General features: G+C 70.7%; 19 protein-coding genes and 1 riboswitch. Of the genes, 10 read left to right on the top strand and 9 right to left on the bottom strand.

Annotated elements, in window-relative coordinates; all coding sequences use genetic code 11:
- The first annotated feature begins 63 nt into the window (after positions 1 to 63).
- Entirely contained in the window at positions 64 to 549 is a 486-nt protein-coding gene (locus HII36_RS58765) for a hypothetical protein (protein ID WP_173525732.1), read from the top strand.
- 34 nt (positions 550 to 583) lie between these two features.
- The gene (locus tag HII36_RS25320) at positions 584 to 1,213 is read left to right on the top strand and encodes a TetR/AcrR family transcriptional regulator (RefSeq protein ID WP_173525733.1); all 630 of its coding nucleotides are present in this window, start codon (positions 584 to 586) and stop codon (positions 1,211 to 1,213) included.
- A gap of 48 nt (positions 1,214 to 1,261) precedes the next feature.
- Here the strand turns inward: HII36_RS25320 and HII36_RS25325 are convergent, their stop codons facing one another.
- Entirely contained in the window at positions 1,262 to 2,089 is an 828-nt protein-coding gene (locus tag HII36_RS25325; RefSeq protein WP_173525734.1) for a hypothetical protein, read from the bottom strand.
- A gap of 45 nt (positions 2,090 to 2,134) precedes the next feature.
- Here HII36_RS25325 and HII36_RS25330 point away from each other — a divergent pair, with 45 nt between their 5' ends.
- Positions 2,135 to 4,465, top strand: coding sequence for a helicase C-terminal domain-containing protein (locus HII36_RS25330; RefSeq protein WP_173525735.1), 2,331 nt, complete (start codon positions 2,135 to 2,137; stop codon positions 4,463 to 4,465).
- Between the two features lie 5 nt (positions 4,466 to 4,470).
- On the opposite strand, the gene HII36_RS25335 is transcribed toward HII36_RS25330, so the two are convergent.
- Positions 4,471 to 5,889, bottom strand: coding sequence for a hypothetical protein (locus tag HII36_RS25335; RefSeq protein ID WP_173525736.1), 1,419 nt, complete (start codon positions 5,887 to 5,889; stop codon positions 4,471 to 4,473).
- A gap of 350 nt (positions 5,890 to 6,239) precedes the next feature.
- Here HII36_RS25335 and HII36_RS25340 point away from each other — a divergent pair, with 350 nt between their 5' ends.
- The 3 genes from HII36_RS25340 to HII36_RS25350 all read left to right on the top strand — a co-directional run bounded on the left by HII36_RS25340 (position 6,240) and on the right by HII36_RS25350 (position 9,894).
- Complete coding sequence (locus HII36_RS25340; protein ID WP_173525737.1) at positions 6,240 to 7,718, top strand: AMP-binding protein; 1,479 nt, start codon at positions 6,240 to 6,242, stop codon at positions 7,716 to 7,718.
- A 68-nt stretch (positions 7,719 to 7,786) separates the two neighbouring features.
- Positions 7,787 to 8,149, top strand: coding sequence for a hypothetical protein (locus HII36_RS25345; protein ID WP_173525738.1), 363 nt, complete (start codon positions 7,787 to 7,789; stop codon positions 8,147 to 8,149).
- Between the two features lie 92 nt (positions 8,150 to 8,241).
- Positions 8,242 to 9,894: a DNA repair helicase XPB gene (locus HII36_RS25350; RefSeq protein WP_173525739.1), complete on the top strand. Its 1,653-nt coding sequence runs from the start codon at positions 8,242 to 8,244 to the stop codon at positions 9,892 to 9,894.
- A 216-nt stretch (positions 9,895 to 10,110) separates the two neighbouring features.
- On the opposite strand, the gene HII36_RS25355 is transcribed toward HII36_RS25350, so the two are convergent.
- Positions 10,111 to 10,437, bottom strand: coding sequence for a hypothetical protein (locus HII36_RS25355; RefSeq protein ID WP_173525740.1), 327 nt, complete (start codon positions 10,435 to 10,437; stop codon positions 10,111 to 10,113).
- 128 nt (positions 10,438 to 10,565) lie between these two features.
- Between HII36_RS25355 and HII36_RS25360 the strand changes: the two genes are divergently transcribed.
- Together HII36_RS25360 and HII36_RS25365 are read left to right on the top strand one after the other, a co-directional pair.
- Positions 10,566 to 12,581 carry a HelD family protein gene (locus tag HII36_RS25360; RefSeq protein WP_173525741.1) on the top strand — a complete coding sequence of 672 codons (2,016 nt, stop codon included), beginning with the start codon at positions 10,566 to 10,568 and terminating at the stop codon, positions 12,579 to 12,581.
- 87 nt (positions 12,582 to 12,668) lie between these two features.
- The gene (locus tag HII36_RS25365) at positions 12,669 to 13,199 is read left to right on the top strand and encodes a YbhB/YbcL family Raf kinase inhibitor-like protein (RefSeq protein ID WP_328807881.1); all 531 of its coding nucleotides are present in this window, start codon (positions 12,669 to 12,671) and stop codon (positions 13,197 to 13,199) included.
- A 97-nt stretch (positions 13,200 to 13,296) separates the two neighbouring features.
- Here HII36_RS25365 and groL read toward each other — a convergent pair whose 3' ends face one another.
- The 5 genes from groL to HII36_RS25390 form a co-directional block, all read right to left on the bottom strand.
- Positions 13,297 to 14,922, bottom strand: a complete 1,626-nt coding sequence (gene groL / locus HII36_RS25370; RefSeq protein WP_173525742.1) for a chaperonin GroEL — start codon at positions 14,920 to 14,922, stop codon at positions 13,297 to 13,299.
- Positions 14,923 to 15,271: 349 nt separating this feature from the next.
- Positions 15,272 to 15,472 (bottom strand): cold-shock protein, encoded by a 201-nt coding sequence (locus HII36_RS25375; protein ID WP_173525743.1) that lies wholly within the window; start codon positions 15,470 to 15,472, stop codon positions 15,272 to 15,274.
- A 243-nt stretch (positions 15,473 to 15,715) separates the two neighbouring features.
- Positions 15,716 to 15,991: a MoaD/ThiS family protein gene (locus tag HII36_RS25380; protein WP_173525744.1), complete on the bottom strand. Its 276-nt coding sequence runs from the start codon at positions 15,989 to 15,991 to the stop codon at positions 15,716 to 15,718.
- A 24-nt stretch (positions 15,992 to 16,015) separates the two neighbouring features.
- On the bottom strand, positions 16,016 to 17,257 hold the full coding sequence (gene thrC, locus HII36_RS25385; protein ID WP_173525745.1) for a threonine synthase: 1,242 nt from the start codon (positions 17,255 to 17,257) through the stop codon (positions 16,016 to 16,018).
- A gap of 13 nt (positions 17,258 to 17,270) precedes the next feature.
- Positions 17,271 to 17,411, bottom strand: a riboswitch (SAM riboswitch).
- Positions 17,412 to 17,490: 79 nt separating this feature from the next.
- Complete coding sequence (locus tag HII36_RS25390; protein WP_173525746.1) at positions 17,491 to 18,045, bottom strand: RNA polymerase sigma factor; 555 nt, start codon at positions 18,043 to 18,045, stop codon at positions 17,491 to 17,493.
- A 31-nt stretch (positions 18,046 to 18,076) separates the two neighbouring features.
- On the opposite strand from HII36_RS25390, the gene HII36_RS25395 reads away from it, so the two are divergent.
- Entirely contained in the window at positions 18,077 to 19,501 is a 1,425-nt protein-coding gene (locus tag HII36_RS25395; RefSeq protein ID WP_173525747.1) for an alpha,alpha-trehalose-phosphate synthase (UDP-forming), read from the top strand.
- Positions 19,502 to 19,543: 42 nt separating this feature from the next.
- The gene (locus HII36_RS25400; protein ID WP_173525748.1) at positions 19,544 to 20,713 is read left to right on the top strand and encodes an MFS transporter; all 1,170 of its coding nucleotides are present in this window, start codon (positions 19,544 to 19,546) and stop codon (positions 20,711 to 20,713) included.
- Here the strand turns inward: HII36_RS25400 and HII36_RS25405 are convergent.
- Positions 20,691 to 21,263 (bottom strand): hypothetical protein (locus tag HII36_RS25405; protein ID WP_217369940.1); only part of this gene is annotated, 573 nt, incomplete at its 5' end. The two genes, HII36_RS25400 and HII36_RS25405, sit on opposite strands and share 23 nt — an antisense overlap.

A 21,263-nucleotide genomic window follows, 5' to 3' on the forward strand; every position in this document is an offset into this window, starting at 1 on the left:
TTGTGGGACCGTAGGAATGGAAGAAAGGAATTACTTATCGCCGGAGGAGCCGAAGGAGCGGCCGTGTCACAGACTCCAGAACCGCCCGAGGCCGGCGACCGTCTCGTCGCCTCCGCTCCCCCCGGCCGCCCGGCGGAGACCCCGTCCCCCGCAACGCCCGCGCCGGTGCCGCCGTCCCCCGCAACGCCTGCGCCCGTGCCGCCGCCTCGGCCGCACCGGCCCGCCAGGCCGGCCAGGCCCGCCGAGCGGCAGGTCAGCGTCCGGCAGCGGATCGTGTCCGCGCTGGCGTACGCGGTCAGGCTCGCCTCCAGGCTGGCCGCCCTGGTCCTGGTGCTGCACGCGGTGTTCGCGGTGTTCCGCGCCAACCCGGCCAACGTCTGGTACCAGTTCGTCGAGTCGCTGGCCGCCCGGCTGTCCCTGGGCCTGTCCAACCTGTTCCAGCTCGCCGACCTGCGATGGACGACGCTGGTCAACCACGCGCTTGCGGCGATCGTCTGGCTCATCATCGGCTCGGCTCTCGCGAGCCTCATCCGCCGCGCCTCGCCCTAACGGCTAGTCTCCATACGGAGGTAACAGGATAGATATGACCAGATCGACGCGCGAGCGGATCATCGATGAGGCCCTGCGGCTGTTCGCCGAGCGGGGCTACTCCGCCACTTCCGTGGCCGAGATCGAGGCCGCCTCCGGGCTCTCCCCCGGCGCGGGAGGGCTCTACCGGCACTTCAAGTCGAAGTACGAGGTGCTCGCCGCGGCGATCAACGAGCATGCCACCCGTACGCGGGCCCAGGTCGCCGAGAGCCTGGGCGAGCTGGGCGACATGGAGAGCTCGGTGGACCTGGAGATCCGCCTGGCCCACGTCTGCCGCGCCGGGCTGGCCAAGGTGCGCGAGGAATCCGAGCTGACCCGGGTGTTCTTCCGCGACCTGAGCCAGTTCCCCGAGCTGGTGGCGGTGGTCCGGGAGGGGCTGCTGCAGCCCATGTTCGACGCGATCGTCACCTGGTTCCGCGCCCAGCCCGAGTACCGCGACGCCGACGTCGACTGGGCGGGCATCGGCGCCGTGCTCGGCGGCTCCGTGGTGCACTACCGGCTGTTCCAGGAGACGGTGGGCGAGTCGCCTGGTCACACGGACAAGGACCGGTTCGTCGGCGCCTGGGTGCGCCTGGCCGTCGGCCTGCTGCCCAGCCAGAGCCCGGCGCCCGCACCCGCGATCTGAGCCTCCCCAGAGCAGGGCCGCTCAGTCCGGGCCGCTCAGTCCGGTCGCTCAGTCCGGGTCGAGCAGCCGGAAGGCCAGCCAGATCACGCCCAGCGCCGCGCCGATCATGAACATGGTGCCGCTGGCGTCGAAGAACTGCTCGTAGAACGCCTGCAGGCCGCTCTTCTCGCTGCCGCCGCGCAGCCCGCCCACGAGCACGCCGCCCACCGTGTAGCCGGCCAGTGGCGCGCCGATGCCGATGAGCCTGTCACGCAGCTTCCAGGTCTCGCTGAACAGCACCAGCACCGCACCGGCCGCCCACACCAGGACGGGCACGCGGAAGATGGCCACGGCGGGCAGGTCGAACGGCACCAGCAGCGCGGCGACCAGCAGCAGCACCATGGCGGCCGTCTCGCGCGGGTGCTGCTTGACGATGGTCCTGGCGTCTCTGCCGTCGGTGGCCATCGGGTTCGCGCTCGACATGGCGGCCCGGCGCAGCGCGGCGAACGGCAGCCCGCGCTCGGGCCGCCTGCTCAGCCGTTCCTGGGCCAGCGCGCGGCTGCGGCGCACCCCTGGCGGCGCTGTGGAGTCGTCCACGATGGTGGGGAACGACGTGGTCACCTGGGGCTCGGCCGGGCGCGGCGCGGTCTCGCGCGGCCCGCGCTCCGCCTCGGCCAGCCTGCGCACCTCGCGCTCGACCAGCGCCACCGGATCGCCGAACCTGGCCAGCACCTTGGCCACCTCGCGCGCGCTCTGGCTGCCGTGCCGCTCCACCTCGATCCTGGCCCGCAGCCGCTTGGCGAAGTCGAGGCGCTGGTCGGCTCGCAACACGCCGTGCGCCGCGTCGGCGGCCTTGCTGACGTAGTTGAGTATGAGCTGGTCCGCGCGCTCTATCACGCCTAGCAATGCTGCCCTAATCAGGGGGGACATACCATGGCAACGATGGAGTTCACGGAGTGGATCAGGGGGCGCACCGACGAACAGCTACGGGCGCTCGTCTCCGCGCGCCCTGAGTTGATCACTCCGGTGCCCGCGCATCTCGACGGCCTCGCCTCGCGGGCGGGCAGCCCCTCGGCGATCGGCCGGGTGCTCGACCGGCTCGACAGGTTCACCCTGGCGGTCGTGGAGACGCTGGCCGTACTGGACGAACCGGCGCCCAAAGAGCGTCTGCGCGAGCTCGTGGGCGCGGCGCTGGCGGCCGGCGAGGTGGAGCCCGCGCTGTCGGCGGCGCTCGGCAGGCTGCGTGACCTGGCGCTGGTCTACGGCCCCGACGAGGCGCTCGACCTGGGCCCCGGCGTGCGCAAGGTGCTCGACGACGTGGCCGGGCTCGGCCCGCGCGCGATCGACGCGTTCCGGCACCACGCGCCGGAGCAGCTGGAGGAGATGGCCGACGACGTCGCGCCGGGAACCACGGGTTCGGGCAAGGAGCGGCTGGCCGCCGCGCTGTCGGCGCCCGGCCGGCTGATCGAGTCGGTCTCGCCCGAGGCCAGGAGCGCGCTCGACCAGCTCACCTGGGGCCCGCCGACCGGCCGGGTGCCGAACGCCAGGCGCGAGGTCAGGCTGGAGTCGGCCCGCTCGCCCATCGAGGAGCTGCTGGCGCGCGGCCTGCTCGCGGCGGCCGGCGAGGAGAGCGTGACGCTGCCGCGCGAGGTGGGCCTGCACCTGCGTGGCGGACGCGTGCACCGCGACCTGCTGGCCGTCCCGCCCGCGCTCGACGGGGCCGCCCGCGACCAGGCTTTGGCCGACCGTACGGCGGCCGGTCAGGCGTTCTTCTTCGTCCGGGCGGTCGAGGAGCTGTGCGAGCGGTGGAGCATCGATCCGCCGGGCGTGCTGCGTACCGGGGGGCTCGGCGTCCGCGATCTCAAGCGCGCCGCGAACGAGCTCGACCTGCCCGAGTGGGTGACGGCGCTGGTCGTCGAGGTGGCGCACGCGGCCGGGCTGATCGCGGCGGGCGGCGGGGTCGACGGCGAGTGGCTGCCGACCCCCGGCTACGACCTGTGGCGGGTCAGGAGCACCGCCGACCGGTGGGTGACGCTGGCGGGCACCTGGCTGCACACCGACCGGGTGCCGGGGCTGGCGGGCGAGCGTGACGACCGCGACAGGCCGCTCAACGCGCTTCACACCGATCTGCGCCGCTCGTCCGCTCCCGGGGTGCGTCTGGCCGTGCTGGGCGTGCTGGCGGCCGCTCCGGGCCTCGCGCCCACCCGTGAGTCCGTGCTCGGCCGGTTGGGGTGGGAGCAGCCGCGCCGCCGCGGCCCGCTGCGCGACCAGCTCACCGAGTTCACGCTGCGCGAGGCCGAGCAGATCGGCGTGACCGGTCTCGGCGCGCTGTCGGGGCACGGGCGCGCGCTGCTCGGCGGCGACGACCCGGCGGCGAAGCTGGCGCCACTGCTGCCCGAGCCCGTCGATCATGTGCTGCTGCAGGCCGATCTCACCGCCGTCGCGCCCGGGCCGCTCACCAGCGAGCTGAACCGCTGGATGACGCTCACCGCCGACGTGGAGTCCAAGGGCGGCGCGACGGTCTACCGCTTCGGCGAGGCGTCGGTGCGGCGGGCGCTGGACGCCGGGCACGGCGCGGAGGAGCTGCTGGCGATGCTCGCCCGCCACTCGGCCACGCCGGTGCCGCAGGCGCTGTCGTACCTGGTCACGGACGTCGCCAGGCGGCACGGCCGGATCCGGATCGGCACCGCGAGCGCGTACGTGCGCTGCGACGACCCGGCGCTGCTCGACCAGATCGTCGCGGACCGGCGTTCGGCGGCGCTGCGGCTGCGCAGGCTGGCGCCGACAGTGATCGCCTCGCGTTCGTCCAGGGCGGTGCTGGTCGACTCGCTGCGCGCCATGGGCTACGCCCCGGTCGCCGAGTCGCTCGACGGCGACGTGATCATCTCCCAGCTCGACAGCCGGCGTACCGAGGCGCCGGTCCCGGCCAGGATGTCGGCGCCGGCCAACGGGCTCGACCCGGAGGTGGCCGCGGCGGCGGTGCGGGCGTTGCGCGCCGGCGACGCCGCCCACCTGTCGCGCCGCGAGCCCGTCGACGCCCCTGGCGGCACGCTGCCGCGCGGCCCGGCCACCGCCACGATCACGGCGTTGCAGGAGGCGATCAAGCAGGGCGTGCGGGTGTGGATCGGCTACCTCGACTCCCAGGGCAACGCCACCTCACGCATCCTGGAGCCGGCCAGGATGGAAGGCGGCTACCTGACCGCCTACGACGAGACGCGCGCCGCCGTGCACCGCTTCGCGCTGCACCGCATCACCGGCGTGGCCGGGCTCTGAGCCGCTCAGTCCTCCTCCGCGGCGGCGGCCAGGCGGCGGACGACGCGTGACTGGGCGTCGTCGTGCCCGGCGGCCTGCTGGACCATCAGGGCCAGCGACTGACGCGCCACCACGCCGGCCCGCTCGCACGAGGCCAGCCCGCGCAGCGTGCGCACGGCGTCCGCCGGGTACCTGATCGCCAGCCCGCCGCCCAGCGCCACCGCCGAGGTCGAGCCCCGATCGGCGTCGCCGGCCCAGCTCAGCGCCAGCCGCAGCGCTTCCGGCGCGAGCGTGTCCTCGGCGCTCATGAAGGACAGGGCGTGGGCCGCGGCCAGCCGCTCGGTGGGCCGCCCTGACGCCCAGGCGTCGAGCAGGTCGTACGCCTCCTTGGGCGAGAGCCCGGCCAGGAGCGCCACGCCTTCCGCGGCCCTGATCTGGAGGTCGAGGCCCTGGCGGGCGAGCGTGCGGATCCATTCGCGCAGCGGCTGCCACAGCCAGAAGCCGTATCTGGCGACGAGCTCGGCCAGCACCTGGGCGCGGTGGCGCGGCACGCGGAAGACGACCTGGCCGGCGCGGTGTGCGATCAGCGGGAGCGGGCCCATGGGCGGCCGCGGGCCCAGCTCGTGGCTCTGGTGTATCTCCTCCAGCCTGGCCAGTTGCGCGCGGAAGTCCGGCTCGGGCAGGCGGTGGGCGAACACGAGCGCGGCCACCGCGCGTACCTGGTGCATGGGCGGCTTGGTGTCGAACCAGGCCGCGACCTCGTCGCAGGCGGGCTCGCCGGCCATCACCATACGGGTGACCAGGCCGGTGACCTCGCCGGGGGTGGGCAGCGCCCTGGCCCGCCGCCTGGCCGCGGCGAGCGCGTCCTGGCCGGCGTCCGGCGCGCCGCCGAGCGTGCGCAGGCAGAAGTCGAACAGCTCGCCCGCGGGCGGCGCCGTCCAGGCGTGCTCCACCTCGGTCGCCGGCGACGGTTCGCCGTTCCTGGTGATGACCAGGTACGAGCCCAGCTCGGCCAGCTTGCGCGCCAGGTTGGCGAGCTCGACGCGGTCGGTGCTCGCGGTGATCCAGTCGTGCAGCAGGTAGGCGCGGCCGGGATGGTACTCGGTCCCGGAGATCAGCTCGGGGGCGCCGGTCGCCGGGGACAGCACCGTGATCGTGCTTTCGGCCAGCGACATGCGTGAGAGCAGGGCCAGGGCGCCCAGGCGCTTGCCGATCTCCTCGGCGCCGACGAGGACGAGCAGGTGGCGTTCCGCGAGCCTGCGCACCGCCTGCGGAAAGCAGCCCGGCTCCAGGTAGGAGCGCAGGAGAGCGTCGGCCTCGCGCCGGTTCAGCTCTCTCGTCAGGGGGACGGCGACGGCCCTGACGTAGTCGTTGACGGTGGTGACGCTCTCGATGAGCGTTAAGTCGTCGAGATCGATCTCGCCCCGCTCGGGACTGTCGGTCACGAAGTCACCTCGTCCTTGACAAGAAAGTTTTCTACAGAAAATATTTTTGTTGAAACTTGTCGGAAATCCGCTTTCTCCGCGTAATGGGACGGTCTCACGCTGCTCCCTTCCGGCAGGATCGACCAGGAAGTTCTCGCGGATCTCGGGGTATCGGCCGCAGGCGCGCCCATTTCGATCATGTCCTCCCTTGCTCGACCACCCACCAATACACGATCTCAGGCCACAAAGAAACCTGAATGCCACTAGGTACGGATTAATACCTATTTACGGAGCCGCCCGACTGCTCCACAGTGACTAGTCAAGGCGGCCGAGGGTTGACGGCGGGCACGGCTTCGGATCAGCGTGAGCATGTGAGCGAGCAAACGCTGGGCCGGTTGGCCGAGGAGTCGTGGAACCGGTTCGACGACCACGACGCGGTGTTCTACGAAGGCGTCTGGCATCGCAGCCACGCGCTCGCCGCGCGGGCGCGCCGGATGTGCGGCGGATTCATCGAGGCCGGGGTGCGTCCCGGCGACCGGGTCGTCGTCATGGCGGCGAACTCTCCCGACGTGGGGCTCACCTACCAGGCCCTGTGGGCGGCCGGCGCGGTGGTGACGCCCGTGGTGTTCCTGGTCGGGGCCGAGGAGCTGCGGCACATCCTGGACGACAGCGGCGCGGTCGCCGTCGTCACCTCGCCCGAGCTGGTGGAGACCGTCCGGGCCACCGCCGTCGACGTCCCCGTGCATGTGGACACGCTGGAGCTGGCGCGCGGCGCCGAACACGGGCCCGTCGAACGGGACCCGGGCGACCTGGCCGCGCTCATGTACACCGGCGGCACCACCGGCAAGGCCAAGGGCGTGATGCTGAGCCACCGCGGCCTGTGGCAGGTGGCCAAGGACGGCTACGAACTCTCGCACCAGCGGGGACTGAACCGGGCGATCATCCCCGTGCCGCTCTCCCACGCCTACGGCCTGATCCTCACGGTGGGCGGGATGCAGGCCACCGAGCCGCAGCAGACCGTGCTGATGCGCTGGTTCGACCCGAAGGCGTTCCTGTCCCTGGCCGCCGAGCAGCACGTCCAGTACGGCGCGGTGGTGCCCGCCATGCTGCAACTGCTGCTGGCCGAGCCGCTCGAATCGCACCCGCTGCCCGAGCTGGCCTACCTCACCTGCGGCGCCGCCCCGCTCGGCAAGGACGTGCTGGCGGAGTTCGAGCGCCGGATGCCCGGCGTGCGGATCCTCGAGGGCTACGGCATGACCGAGACCAGCGCGGTCACCACGTTCAACCCGCCGGGCCGGCGCAAGGCGGGCAGCGTCGGGATCCCCCTGTCCGGGTACCGGATCACCATCCGCGACTCCTCCGGCGAGGAGGCCGAGACCGGGGACGTGGGCGAGATCTGCGTCGCGGGCGACTCGCTGATGCTCGGCTACTGGGGCGAGCACGAGCCCGACCCCGAGGGCACCGCGCTGGTCGGCGGGGAGCTGCGCACCGGCGACATCGGCTGCCTGGACGACGACGGCTACCTCTACATCGTGGACAGGAAGAAGGACCTGATCATCCGGGGCGGCTTCAACGTGTTCCCGCGTGACGTCGAGGACGCGCTCAACCTGCATCCCGACGTGGTCATGTCCGGCGTGGTCGGCCGTCCGGATCCGCGCGTGGGCGAGGAGGTGGTCGCGTTCGTCCAGCTCAGGCAGGGCGCCGAGGTCACCGGGGACGAGCTGATCGAGTGGGCGCGCGACCGGGTCGGCCGGGTGAAGTACCCGCGCGAGGTGACGTTCGTCGACTCGATCCCGGTGACCAGCGTGCTCAAGCTCGACCGCAAGGCCCTGCGGGCCAGGTTGATCTAGTCCGGGATGGTCGATCGTCCGGCCCCTCGGCCATTTCGTGATATCTGTTGACGCGTTGGGGGGTGACCATGAACCAGGACGACCACCGGGAATACCCGTACCAGCGGTACGGCGAGCCCTACGGGCAGCGGCCGCCGCCGGGCTACCGCCCCGAGCTCACCCGCTGGCACGCGCCGCCCCCGCCGCCCGCCACCGGGCCCGACGCGAGCGCGATCATCTCGCTGGTGCTCAACTGCATCGCGGTGCTGTCGTGCTGCAACCTGCTGGGCATCCCCGGGGCGATTCTCGCCGGCCGGGCGCTGGCCACGGCGTCGGCCAGGCCCGCGCGGGCCCGTAGCCTGGTGACGTGGAGCTGGGTGCTGTTCGGGCTCGGTTTCGCGATCATGGCCGCGCTGGTGGTGGCCGTGGCCGTGCTCGGCGCGTTCGACTGACCCTCGGTTCCGCCGGAGTTCCCGGCTGATTCCCTGTTCAGGGACTGTTCCCGCCGTCGTGCGTGTTGGATAAGGGTCAACCGTAGGAAGGGATGTCCGTGAACGACGGCCCGCTCATCGTCCAGTCGGACAAGACTCTGCTGCTCGAGGTCGACCACGCCAAGGCCGGCGAGTGCCGCAAGGCGATCGCGCCTTTCGCCGAGCTCGAGCGAGCTCCGGAACACGTCCACACCTATCGCGTCACGCCGCTGGCGCTGTGGAACGCCAGGGCGGCCGGCCACGACGCCGAGCAGGTCATCGACGCACTGATCAACTACAGCCGCTACCCGGTCCCGCACGCGCTGCTCGTCGACGTCGCCGAGACCATGGCGCGCTACGGCCGGCTGCGGCTGGAGAAGGACCCGGTCCACGGCCTGATCCTGACCTCGACCGACCGCGCGGTGCTCGAAGAGGTGCTGCGCTCGAAGAAGATCCAGCCGATGCTGGGCGAGCGCGTCGGCGCCGACTCGGTCGTCGTGCATCCCAGCGATCGCGGCAACGTCAAGCAGGCGCTGCTCAAGCTGGGCTGGCCGGCCGAAGACCTGGCGGGCTACGTCGACGGCGAGGCCCACCCGATCACGCTGGCCGAGGACGGCTGGTCGCTGCGGCCGTACCAGCAGGAGGCGGCCGACGCGTTCTGGCACGGCGGCTCCGGCGTGGTCGTGCTGCCGTGCGGCGCGGGCAAGACCATCGTCGGCGCGGCCGCGATGGCGCACGCCCAGGCCACCACGCTGATCCTGGTCACGAACACGGTCTCGGCGCACCAGTGGAAGACCGAGCTGATCAAGCGCACCTCGCTGACCGAGGACGAGATCGGCGAATACTCCGGAACCAGGAAGGAGATCCGCCCGGTCACCATCGCCACCTACCAGGTGATGACCACCAGGCGGAAGGGCGTCTACAGCCACCTGGAGCTGTTCGACGCGCGTGACTGGGGCCTGATCGTCTACGACGAGGTGCACCTGCTGCCCGCGCCGATCTTCAGGATGACCGCCGACCTGCAGGCCCGCAGGCGGATCGGGCTGACCGCGACGCTGGTGCGCGAAGACGGCCGCGAGGGCGACGTGTTCTCGCTGATCGGTCCCAAGCGCTACGACGCGCCGTGGAAGGAGATGGAGAACCAGGGCTGGATCGCACCGGCCGACTGCGTCGAGGTCCGGGTCACGCTGACCGACGAGGAACGGCTGGCGTACGCGATGGCCGAGGCCGAGGAGCGCTACCGGTTCTGCGCCACCACGCCGTCCAAGACGCGGGTGACCGAGGCGCTGGTGCGCCGCCATCTGGGCGAGCAGGTGCTGGTCATCGGCCAGTACATCGACCAGCTCGACGAACTGGGTGAGCACCTGAACGCGCCGGTCATCAAGGGCGAGACCAGGGTCAAGGAGCGCGAACGCCTCTACCAGGCCTTCCGCGACAAGGAGATCCAGGTGCTGGTGGTGTCGAAGGTGGCCAACTTCTCCATCGACCTGCCGGAGGCGGCGGTCGCCATCCAGGTGTCGGGCACGTTCGGCTCGCGTCAGGAGGAGGCCCAGCGGCTCGGCCGGGTGCTGCGGCCCAAGGCCGACGGCGGTGGCGCCCGCTTCTACACGGTGGTCAGCAGAGACACGGTCGACCAGGAGTTCGCCGCGCACCGGCAGCGCTTCCTGGCCGAGCAGGGCTACGCCTACCAGATCATCGACGCCGACGACGTGCTCGGCGGGGTGTAGGGGGTTCACGCGTCGCGGAGGCCTGGCTGCTCGCCCACCGAGCGGCCAGGCCTCGCCGTCACGTCACGTCCACGAGACTCCGCGGGCCGTCGACAATCGAACCACCCCCCTCACCTGCGTACTCAGAGTCGCATTCAAGACTTCTGCGACATACCCCCATGATCCGCGAATTCCACCTGATATGCCCGGGCTTTTCGGTTTTTCCAGGTGGATGTCCTACCTCGCCAGCATGCCGCCGAGGAACAACACGCCTTCCGCGACGATCCATGCGGCCACGCCGGCGGCCATGAGCCTGCCGAACGTCCGGGGGTCGTGCCGCGACCTCGGGAGCAGCCAGGCGGCCGCGGTGCAGCACGCGGCCGGCGCGGCGAACAGGCCCGACACCGTGGAGACCGAGTCGAGGCGCTGCGAGCACGTCGGCGCGGACTCGCCGCCGGCGCAGAACGCCTCCAGCCCCCAGCCCGCGAACACCGACAGGCCCCAGAGCGCCGCGAGCAGGAAGCTCGCGATCGTGGGGATGATCGGCGAGATACCGAATCGCACCGGCGCCACCTCCTATCCCTACCCGTACGGCCGCCCGTAAATGCTTTGGAAGCCCGCCCGAGCGGCGACTAAACTGGCCGATTCGCTGCCTTTACCACCTCCGTCATCCGCCTGGGAGGCGTTTTCGCATGCCCGCACGTCAACTGGCCCCCGACATACCCGCCGACGCGCCCTCCGAGGTGCTCGCCGCCGAGCAGGCCCACCTGGCGCAGTCCAGAGCCGCGCTGACCGCCATGCGCGCGCACGCGCAGTCCCTGTCGGCCGACGCCGCGAGCGACTGGGTCTCGCAGCAGATCCTGCAGTCGCTGCTCGACCAGCGGGTGGCCGCCCTGGCCGACCATCCGGACACCCCGCTGTTCTTCGGCCGACTCGACCGCGGCGGCGGCGACGACCTGCCCGCCACCATCTACGTCGGGCGCAGGCACGTCCACGACGGTCACAGCAAGCCGCTGGTGATCGACTGGCGCGCCCCGGTGTCGCGGGCGTTCTACCAGGCCAGTCCGGCCGACCCGATGAACATCGTGCTGCGGCGGCGCTTCGGCTACCACGGCGGCACGCTGACCGCCTTCGAGGACGAGCCGCTGGGCGACGAGAGCGCCGACATCGGCCCGTCGAAGATCCTCACCGAGGAGATCGAACGGCCGCGCACCGGCCCCATGCGCGACATCGTGGCCACCATCCAGCCCGACCAGGACGAGATCGTCCGCTCCACGGTGGCCCAGACCGTCTGCGTGCAGGGCGCGCCGGGCACCGGGAAGACCGCCGTCGGGCTGCACCGGGCGGCCTACCTGCTCTTCACCCACCGCGAGCGGCTGGCCCGCGCCGGCGTGATGATCGTCGGGCCGAACCGGGCGTTCCTGTCCTACATCTCCTCCGTCCTGCCCGCGCTCGGCGAGGTCAAGGTCGACCAGACCACGGTGGCCGGGCTGCTCGGCGAGCACGCCGCCCCGGAGGACCCGGCGGTCTCCACCGTGAAGGGCGACGCCAGGATGGCCGCGGTGCTCGAACGCGCGTTGTGGCTGCACATCGTCAAGCCCGAAGACGGCCTGGTGTTCACCAAGGGCGCCTACCGCTACCGGGTGGCCGACCACGAGGTCCGCGAGATCGTCGCCTCGCTGCGCGGCACCACCCGCTACACGCCCGGCCGCGCCGCGCTGGCCCAGCGGCTGGCGCACCTGGTGCTGGTCCGCATGGAGCAGCGCGGCGAGTCGCCCGACGACCGGGTCCAGGACGCCGTGGCCCGCTCGAAGCCGGTCAAGCAGCTCGTCGACGCGGTCTGGCCCAAGCTGACCCCCGAGCAGGTGCTGCACCGGCTGCTGTCCGACGCGGAGTTCCTGGCCCGGGCCGCCAAGTCCGACCTGACGCCCGACGAGCAGCGGGCGCTGCTGTGGGCCAAGCCGTACCGGAGCTGGAAGTCGGCCAAGTGGAGCGCCGCCGACGCCGCGCTCCTCGACGAGCTGGGCGACCACATGGAACGCACCCCGTCGCTCGGCCACCTGGTCGTGGACGAGGCCCAGGACCTGTCCGAGATGCAGCTGCGCGCGCTCGGCCGGCGCTGCCGCAACGGCTCGGCGACCGTGCTCGGCGACCTGGCCCAGGGCACCACGCCCTGGTCGACCACGTCGTGGGAGCAGTTGCTCAGGCACCTGGGCCAGGAGGGCGAGGTGACGGAGCTGACGCTGGGCTTCCGCGTGCCCAGGGAGATCCTCGACTACGCCGCCAGGCTGCTCCCGTCGATCGCGCCGCACCTGGCCGCGCCCCGGTCGCTGCGCCCGGGCCGGGGCTCGCTGTCGATCACTCCTGGCGGGCCCGTGGCCGTTGCCGCCGCCGAGGCGCTGGCCAAGGAGGGGTCGATCGCGGTCATCGTCCCCGACGCCGAGGTGGCCGCGGTCTCCGAGTCGCTGGCCGGGCTGCCCCACGCGGTGTTGTCACCAGAGTCCACCGAGGAGCACCGGCTGCTGGTGGTGCCCGCCACGCTGGCCAAGGGTCTGGAGTACGACCACGTCATCGTGGTGGAGCCGACCGACATCGTCGAGGCCGAGCCGCGCGGGCTGGCGCGGCTCTACGTGGTGCTGACGCGTGCGGTGACGTCCCTGACGATCCTGCACGCCAAGCCGCTGCCGGCCCAGCTCGCCACCGTCTGATGCCGCTCCCCCGCCGCGTCCTCCTCGGGGCGCGGCGGGCCGCTTCTAGGATTGGGCGCAACAGAGCTCTCAACCTAGGAGGATGCCGTGCCAGCACCGCTCCCACACGAACACCTGCCGTCGGTCCCCGCGCTCGTGGTCGAGAGTAACGACATCCAGGACGGCGAGCGGCTCAACGACCTGCACGTCTACAACGACTGGGGCATGACGGGCCAGAACCTGTCGCCCGAGCTGCACTGGTCGGGCGCGCCGGCCGAGACCCGCAGCTACGCCGTGACCTGCTACGACCCCGACGCCCCCACCGGCAGCGGCTTCTGGCACTGGGTCGTCTTCGACATTCCCGCCGACGTGACCGAGCTGCCCACCGGCGCCGGCACCGCGCCCGACTTCAAGGGCCTGCCGCAGGGCGCGGTCCACGCGCGCAACGACTTCGGCAGCAAGGACTACGGCGGCTCCGCGCCCCCTCCCGGCGACCCGCACCGCTATGTCTTCACGGTGCACGCGCTGAGCGTGGAGAAGCTGGGGGTCGGGAGTGACATGAGCCCGGCCGTGGTGGGATTCAACATCACCGCGAACACGGTGGCGCGCGGCCATCTCATTCCGCATTTCGGCGTCTGAAAAGCACGGAATATTCGTCCGGAAACGCAACAACCGAACAATGCGAAAGGCGGCCGGGGAAGATCCCGGCCGCCTTTTGCGTCAGCTTCGAGAGAGCTTAGAAGTCCATGTCGCCGCCGCCGGGCATGGCGGGAGCGGCCGGGGTCTTCTCGGGCTTCTCGGCGATGACGGCCTCGGTGGTGAGGAAGAGCGCCGCGATGGAGGCGGCGTTCTGCAGCGCGGAGCGCGTCACCTTGGCCGGGTCGATGATGCCCGACTCGAACATGTTGACGTACTCGCCGGAGGCCGCGTTGAGGCCCTCACCCGGGGTGAGGTTGCGCACCTTCTCGACCACGACGCCGCCCTCGAGACCGGCGTTGACCGCGATCTGCTTCAGCGGCTCCTCGAGCGCCTTCTTGACGATCGCGGCACCGGTGGCCTCGTCGCCGGTCAGCTCGAGCTTGTCGAACGCCTTGGCGCCGGCCTGCAGCAGAGCCACGCCACCGCCGGGGACGATGCCCTCCTCGACGGCCGCCTTCGCGTTGCGCACGGCGTCCTCGATGCGGTGCTTGCGCTCCTTGAGCTCGACCTCGGTCGCGGCGCCGGCCTTGATGACGGCGACACCACCGGCGAGCTTGGCCAGGCGCTCCTGGAGCTTCTCACGGTCGTAGTCGGAGTCCGTGCGCTCGATCTCGGCGCGGATCTCGTTGACGCGGCCCGCGATCGCCTCGGCGTCACCGGCGCCGTCGACGATGGTGGTCTCGTCCTTGGAGACGACGACCTTGCGGGCGCGGCCGAGCAGGTCGAGGGTGGCGGACTCGAGCTTGAGGCCGACCTCCTCGGCGATGACCTGACCGCCGGTCAGGATCGCGATGTCGCCCAGCATGGCCTTGCGACGGTCACCGAAGCCCGGGGCCTTGACGGCCACGGAGCGGAACAGGCCGCGGATCTTGTTGACGACCAGGGTGGCCAGGGCCTCGCCCTCGACGTCCTCGGCGATGATCAGCAGCGGCTTGCCGGACTGAACGACCTTGTCGAGCAGCGGCAGCAGGTCCTTGTTGGCCGAGACCTTGCTGTTGACGATCAGGATGTACGGGTCTTCGAGCACGGCCTCCATGCGGTCGGAGTCGGTCACGAAGTACATCGACGTCATGCCCTTGTCGAAGCGCATGCCCTCGGTGAGCTCGAGCTCGAGACCGAAGGTGTTGCTCTCCTCGACGGTGATGACGCCTTCCTTGCCCACCTTGTCCATCGCCTCGGCGATGAGCGAGCCGATCTCGGCGTCGGCGGCGGAGATGGAGGCGGTGGAGGCGATCTGCTCCTTGGTCTCCACGTCCTTGGCCAGCTTGGAGAGCTCCTCGCTGACGCGCTCGACGGCGGCCTCGATGCCCTTCTTCAGAGCCATCGGGTTGGCGCCGGCGGCCACGTTGCGCAGGCCCTCGCGCACCAGCGCCTGGGCGAGCACGGTGGCGGTGGTGGTGCCGTCGCCCGCGACGTCGTCAGTCTTCTTCGCGACTTCCTTGACGAGCTCGGCGCCGATCTTCTCCCACGGGTCCTCGAGCTCGATCTCCTTGGCGATGGAGACACCGTCGTTGGTGATCGTGGGAGCGCCCCACTTCTTCTCCAGCACGACGTTGCGGCCCTTGGGACCCAAGGTCACCTTGACGGCGTCGGCGAGCTGGTTCATACCGCGCTCGAGACCGCGCCGGGCGTCCTCGTCAAACGCGATCATCTTGGCTGCCATAAGGCTAGACCTCCCAGTTGCAGGGTGGCTTGTCGAGGACCGAGCCGACGCCCGCGACGGCATGGGTCCGCATCTCCTTCGGCAGACCCCATCGTCCCGATCCCAGTGCTGGCACTCTGCTACACAGAGTGCCAACGAACTGTTTAGCACTCTACCCGGTCGAGTGCAAGCGAAGCGGTCACCCCGGAGCGTCCCTGCCCAGGTCAGTATGTAGGTGAAGGTCCCGTTAACGTCGTATACGGCGAGCCGACCGAGCGGCTCGCCGCACACGAGTCGGCGAACGATGTGTGGCCGGTTCGCGCGAACTGCGCTGCCGCGCGAACCGGCCGGTGCATACCAGCTACATGATTCAGACCGCGCGGACAGCCTCCGCCTGCGGTCCCTTCTGGCCCTGCGTGATCTCGAACTCGACCCGCTGGCCCTGTTCGAGAGAGCGGTACCCGTCCATCATGATCGCTGAGTAATGGACGAATACATCCTTACCACCGTCTACCGCGATGAAGCCGTAGCCCTTGTCCGCGTTGAACCACTTGACGGTGCCCTGCGCCACTTCCGACTCCTCTTACTGGGCTCTCAGATCTCGCCCATTCCTCCGCGAGACCTGTAATCGTCATGACTTATAGGGAAATCAGTCAGACGATCGCATCGACCATACCTGTGGCACGGCGTTTGGCAACAGAGTCAAGCCACAAACTACGTATTTCACTGGCAGCTAACTCGTTCAACGTTGAATTGCCCCGGGAAAAGAAGAAGGCGCCCACTAGGGGCGCCTTCATGTCAGGGGGTGCCGGGATCAGCCGCCCGCGACCGCCGGGATGATGGAGATCTGCACGCCTTCCGGCGCCACGGTGTCGAGACCCTCGGCGAAACGGACGTCCTCTTCCCCAACGTAAACGTTGACAAAACGACGAATCTTGCCCGATTCATCCAGAATTCTCGCGCCGATCCCCGGGTAGTCGGAGTCAAGCTTGGCGAGCACGTCGCGAAGCGTCGCGCCCTCGCCACTGACTTCGGCACTGCCGCCGGTGTAGGTGCGCAGAATGGTGGGAATCCGCACAGAAACGCTCATGATTTACCTCGCCTTTCCTGATTGTCAGACAGCCGCGTGGAACTCGCGGAACGCGTCGAGAGAGGGCCGGATCACCGCACTGGGCACGGCGTCGTCGGCGATCGCGTCGAGCGTCTTGAGCCCGTCGCCGGTGTTGAGCACGACGGTCTCCGCCTCCGGGTCGAGCTGCCCGGTCTCCACGAGCTTCTTCAGCACGCCGACCGTCACGCCGCCCGCCGTCTCGGCGAAGATGCCCTCCGTCGAGGCCAGCAGCTTGATGGCGGCGACGATCTCGGCGTCGGTGACGTCCTCGACCGCCCCGCCGGTGCGGCGGGCGATGTCGAGCACGTAGGGCCCGTCGGCGGGGTTGCCGATGGCCAGCGACTTGGCGATGGTGTCGGGCTTGACCGGCTGGACGACGTCGTGCCCGGCCTTGTACGCCGACGAGACCGGCGAGCAGCCGGCCGCCTGCGCGCCGAAGATCTTGTACGGCGCGTCCTCGACCAGCCCCAGCTGGATCAGTTCCTTGAAACCCTTGTCGATCTTGGTGAGCTGCGAGCCGGAGGCGATCGGGATGATGATCTGCTCGGGCAGACGCCAGCCGAGCTGCTCGGCGATCTCGTAGGCCAGCGTCTTGGAGCCCTCGGCGTAGTACGGCCGCAGGTTGACGTTGACGAAGCCCCACTTGTCGCCCAGCGGGTCGCCGATGAGCTCCGAGCAGAACCGGTTGACCTCGTCGTAGTTGCCGTCGATCGCGATCAGGCTGCCGCCGAAGACCCGGGCCATGGCGATCTTCGCCTGCTCCAGGCCGGCGGGGATGAACACGCAGGCGTCGAGCCCGGCCCTGGCGGCCGCGGCCGTGACGGCGCCGGCCAGGTTGCCGGTGGAGGAGCAGGACAGCGTGTGGAAGCCGAAGTTGCGCGCCGCCTCGACGGCGATGGCGACCACCCGGTCCTTGAAGGAGTGGGTGGGGTTGCCCGAGTCGTCCTTCACATGCAGGGACTTGATGCCGAGCGCCCGGCCGAGGTTCCCGGCCTTGACCAGCTTGGTCCATCCCGGGTTCATGTTCGGCTTGGACGCCACGTCGACCGGAACCGGCAGCAGCGAGCGGTAGCGCCAGATGTTGGCGGGACCGGACTCGATGTCCTTCCTGGTGACCGTGCCGAAGGAGTAGGCCGCCTCAAGCGGCCCGAAACACTCGAGGCAGGCGAAGCTGGGACCCAGGGGGTAGCGCGTGCCGCACTCACGGCAGGACAGGGCGACGGCAGGACCAAAGTCGAGCGACATGAAGCGAGGCCTTCCCTCATCTTCGCCTGCGGCCACCTTGACCGCAGACCGGAATTGGCACCTTGTCCCGGTCGGCCTCGCCAGGTCGCGAGTACAAGCCGGGAGGGTTGCCGGGGCTTCGCAGGGCCGGTCCCTCCACCCCTCTGGATGAGCAATATGTAGTTGTCGAGAAGGATGCTACCCGCCAATGGGACGTAAACGACCAACCGTCTCAGCAGGCGAGACAAACAGTCTCAGCGATAGTCTTCGCCGAGCACTCCCTGCACGTACTTGCGTGCCTGGTGGATGCGGGACTTCGCGGTGCCGAGCGGGATGCCGAGCTGCTCGGCCACCTCGTTGTAGTCGAGCTGGACGATGTCGCGCAGCACCAGCGCCTGCGCCAGGTCGGGCTTGTCGGCCTCCAGCGCCTCCATGGCGTCGAGCAGGTCGAGCCGCGACCCCGCGATCACGCTCACCCGGCGCACGTCGGGCTTCTGCATCGGCAGCTCGTCGCTGGTCTGCTCGGCCGCCCTGCGCTTCAGCGACCGGTACGTCGTACGGGCGCAGTTGGCCGTCACGATGTGCAGCCAGGTGCTGAACCTGGCCCGGCCCTCGAACCGCCCGATGTTGCGCGCGACGGCCAGCAAAGTGTCCTGAGAGGCTTCTTCCGCGTCCTGGTGATACGGCAGGATCCGGGCGCAGTGGCGCATCACGTCAGGCTCGATCCGCCGCAGGAGCTCGCCGAGTGCGCGATGATCTCCGGCGGCGGCGGAGCGGGCCAGTTCCTCGGTTAGCTCATCAAGCGCCATAGCTGGGATCCTATGGTCGAAAGGAGCTCCAATGAACAGCGTCCTGGTGGCGTCCAATCGCGGGCCGGTCTCCTTCACCGTCCCCGAGGACGGCGTGCTGACGATGAAGCGCGGCGGCGGTGGCCTGGTGTCCGGGCTGTCCGGCGTGGCCAAGGACGAGGGCGTCCTGTGGGTGTGCGCCGCGTTGTCCGACGGCGACCGCAGCGCCGTGCGCCAGGCCCCCGGCGGCCGGCTCGACCAGGCCGGCTACGACACCGGCGCGCTGCGCATGCTGGACATCCCGCCCGCGACGTTCCACCGGGCCTACAACGCGGTGGCCAACTCGACGTTGTGGTTCGTCAACCACCTGCTCTACGACATCCCGAACGCGCCGAACTTCGACACCAGGTTCCGCCGCGAGTGGGAGTCGTACCGCGACTACAACGGGGCGTTCGCGCTGGCCCTGGCCGAGGAGGCCGGGCACGGCGCGCGCGTGATGGTGCAGGACTACCATCTCACGCTCACCCCGGCCATGCTCCGCGCCGAGCGGCCCGACCTGCGCATCGCGCACTTCAGCCACACGCCGTGGGCGCCGCCGGAGTACTACTCGCTGCTGCCCGACGACGTGGGCCGCGAGGTGCTCGAAGGCATCCTGGGCGCCGACCGCGCCGGGTTCCTGACCGAGCGGTGGGCGCAGGCGTTCATGGACTGCTGCCAGGCGGTGCTGGGCGCGCGGGTCGACCGCGACGGGCGCAGCGTGACGCACGAGGGCAAGACGACCCGCGTCGGCGTGCACGCGCTCGGCGTCGACGGCGACGCGCTGTGGGAGCGCGCGGCCGAGCCCGACGTGATCTCGCACCTGACCGCGCTCAGGGACCAGGTCGGCGACCGCAAGCTGATCGTCCGCATCGACCGCACCGAGCTGTCCAAGAACATCGTGCGCGGCCTGCTGGCCTACCGCGAGTTCCTGGCCGCGCACCCGGAGTGGCACGGGCGCGTGGTGCACCTGGCCTTCGCCTACCCGAGCCGGCACGACCTGCCCGAATACCGCGAGTACACCGCAGCGGTGCAGCGCTGCGCCAAGGCGATCGAGGACGAATTCGCCACGGAAGACTGGGACCCGCTGATTCTCAACGTCAACGACGACTACCCGCGCTCGCTGGCCGCCTACCGGCTGGCCGACGTGCTGCTGGTCAACCCGATACGCGACGGCATGAACCTGGTGGCCAAGGAGGGCCCGATCCTGTCGGAGCACTGCGCGCTGGTGTTGTCACGTGAGGCGGGAGCGGCGGCCGAGCTGGGGCCGTACGCGCTCATGGTCAACCCGTACGACGTGACGGGCACGGCCGCGGCCCTGCACCGGGCGCTGATGATGCCGCAGGACGAGCGCCGCCGCCGGCGCGACCTGCTGGCCGCCGCGGCCACCGCGCTGCCGCCGCAGAAGTGGCTGGCGGCTCAGCTCGATGCCCTGGTTTAGCATTAAAGGCATACTTTTCACCCTTTATGCGGGAGTTGCCGGGTGTCCACGGTCGCAGCACGCGTCAGGCTGGTCAGAGACCGGCCCACCTGGCTGATCTACCTGCAACTCGGCGTCTTCGCCACCTACCTGTACGGCCTGAGCGCCGCGCTGCCACTGCTGCGCGCCGACCAGCAGACCTCGGCCACCGTCGCCGGGCTGCACGGCAGTGCCATGGCCGTGGGCAGCATCGTGGCCGGGCTCTCGCTGCCCCTGCTCACCAGGCGGTTCGGCAGGCGCGCGGCGAGCTGGGTCGGCGTCGCCGGCACCAACGCGGGCGTGCTCATGATCGCCGCCACCTCCGCACTGCCGCTCACGCTGCTCGGGTACTTCCTCGGCAGCACGTTCGGCTGCCTGATGCTCTACGCCGGCATGGCCGCGCTCAGCGACCACCACGGCCCGGCAGGACCTGCCGCGATCAGCGAGGCCAACGCGGTCGGCGTGGTGGTCGGCATGGGGGTGACGTTCGCGCTCAGCGAGGTCGCCCAGAGCGCGCTCGGCTGGCGGGCCGCACTGCTGATCACGCCGCTCGTGAGCGTGCTGCTCGCGCTGACCATGGGCCGGGTGTGGGCCCCCGACACCGTCGCGACGGACGGCGGGGCGGCCGGCGAGCGGCCGGTCGCGCCGCTCGGCTGGCGCTTCCACGTGGCCGGGTTCGTCCTGTTCTGCTGCGTGGCGCTGGAGTTCTGCTTCAACCTGTGGGCGGCCGAGCTGTTCTCGGTCAGTACCGGGCTGAGCCCGGAGACCGCGGCCACCGCGCTGACCGCGTTCGTGGCCGGGATGGCGCTCGGCAGGTTCGGCGGCGCGCAACTCGCGCTGCGCCTGCCGCCGGTGCCGCTGTTCGCCGGCGCGCTGGCCGTGACGGCCGCGGGCTGGCTGGTGTTCTGGGCCAGCGCCCAGCCCGTGTTGTCGTACGCCGGGCTGGTGCTCAGCGGGCTGGGCGTGGCGCTGCACTTCCCGCTGGCGCTGGCCGCGCTGATCGATCACTCGGGAGCCAGGACCGACCGGGCCGCGGCCGCCTCGCCCATCTGGGGCGGCGCCGCCATGGCCGCGGGCCCGCTGCTGCTCGGCGCGCTCGCCGACGGCTTCGGCACCAGGACCGCGTTCGTGCTGGTCCCGGTACTCGTGTGCCTGGCCGTCGGCGGGCTGCTCACTTCCAGTCGGCGTACTTGACCGCGTCGGCCAGTCCGGGCGTGCGCCACTGGTCGACGACCAGGATCTTGCTCGTCGGCAGGAACCACTCGCGCTGCACGTAGCGGGACTTCACCGTGCCGTTGTCCATGGAGATGCAGGTGGCGTTCCAGGCCCGGTAGCTCGCCTTGTGCCCGGCGCCGAACTGGCGCAGGCCCTTCTCGCCCTTGGTGCTGACGAGCTGGCCCCACTTGCGGTTGTGCGGGCACGGCTGCACGTCGGTGGCCGGGTAGAAGGGCCGGCTGCCGGTGTACGGGCTGAACAGCTCGTTGCCCTCCTTGATGGCCTTGGGGCCGAGCAGCCAGAAGCTGTCGCACTCGGATTCGCCGTACCAGCCCTTGGGCCTGGCGCACTTGCCGGTGACGACGCGCACCCAGTCGGTGCTGATGCGGTAGACCCGCCATTCGATCGGGATGTAGAGCGTCGCACCGCGGAACTTGAGCTCCTGAGCGGTGGACGCGGTGGCGGAGGCGGTGGCGGAGGCGGTGGCGGTGGCGGGAACCGGGGCCGACACGAGGACGGCCGCCGCCAC

The organism is Nonomuraea antri (genome assembly GCF_013283785.1).
GTDB classification, from domain to species: Bacteria; Actinomycetota; Actinomycetes; order Streptosporangiales; family Streptosporangiaceae; genus Nonomuraea; species Nonomuraea antri.

Coding starts and splice junctions, on each gene's coding strand:
- HII36_RS25320 (WP_173525733.1), top strand. CDS start 584: ATGACCAGATCGACGCGCGAGCGGATCATCGATGAGGCCCTGCGGCTG.
- HII36_RS25330 (WP_173525735.1), top strand. CDS start 2,135: ATGGAGTTCACGGAGTGGATCAGGGGGCGCACCGACGAACAGCTACGG.
- HII36_RS25345 (WP_173525738.1), top strand. CDS start 7,787: ATGAACCAGGACGACCACCGGGAATACCCGTACCAGCGGTACGGCGAG.
- HII36_RS25350 (WP_173525739.1), top strand. CDS start 8,242: ATGTCCGTGAACGACGGCCCGCTCATCGTCCAGTCGGACAAGACTCTG.
- HII36_RS25360 (WP_173525741.1), top strand. CDS start 10,566: ATGCCCGCACGTCAACTGGCCCCCGACATACCCGCCGACGCGCCCTCC.
- groL (WP_173525742.1), bottom strand. CDS start 14,922: ATGGCAGCCAAGATGATCGCGTTTGACGAGGACGCCCGGCGCGGTCTC.
- HII36_RS25380 (WP_173525744.1), bottom strand. CDS start 15,991: ATGAGCGTTTCTGTGCGGATTCCCACCATTCTGCGCACCTACACCGGC.
- thrC (WP_173525745.1), bottom strand. CDS start 17,257: ATGTCGCTCGACTTTGGTCCTGCCGTCGCCCTGTCCTGCCGTGAGTGC.
- HII36_RS25390 (WP_173525746.1), bottom strand. CDS start 18,045: ATGGCGCTTGATGAGCTAACCGAGGAACTGGCCCGCTCCGCCGCCGCC.
- HII36_RS25395 (WP_173525747.1), top strand. CDS start 18,077: ATGAACAGCGTCCTGGTGGCGTCCAATCGCGGGCCGGTCTCCTTCACC.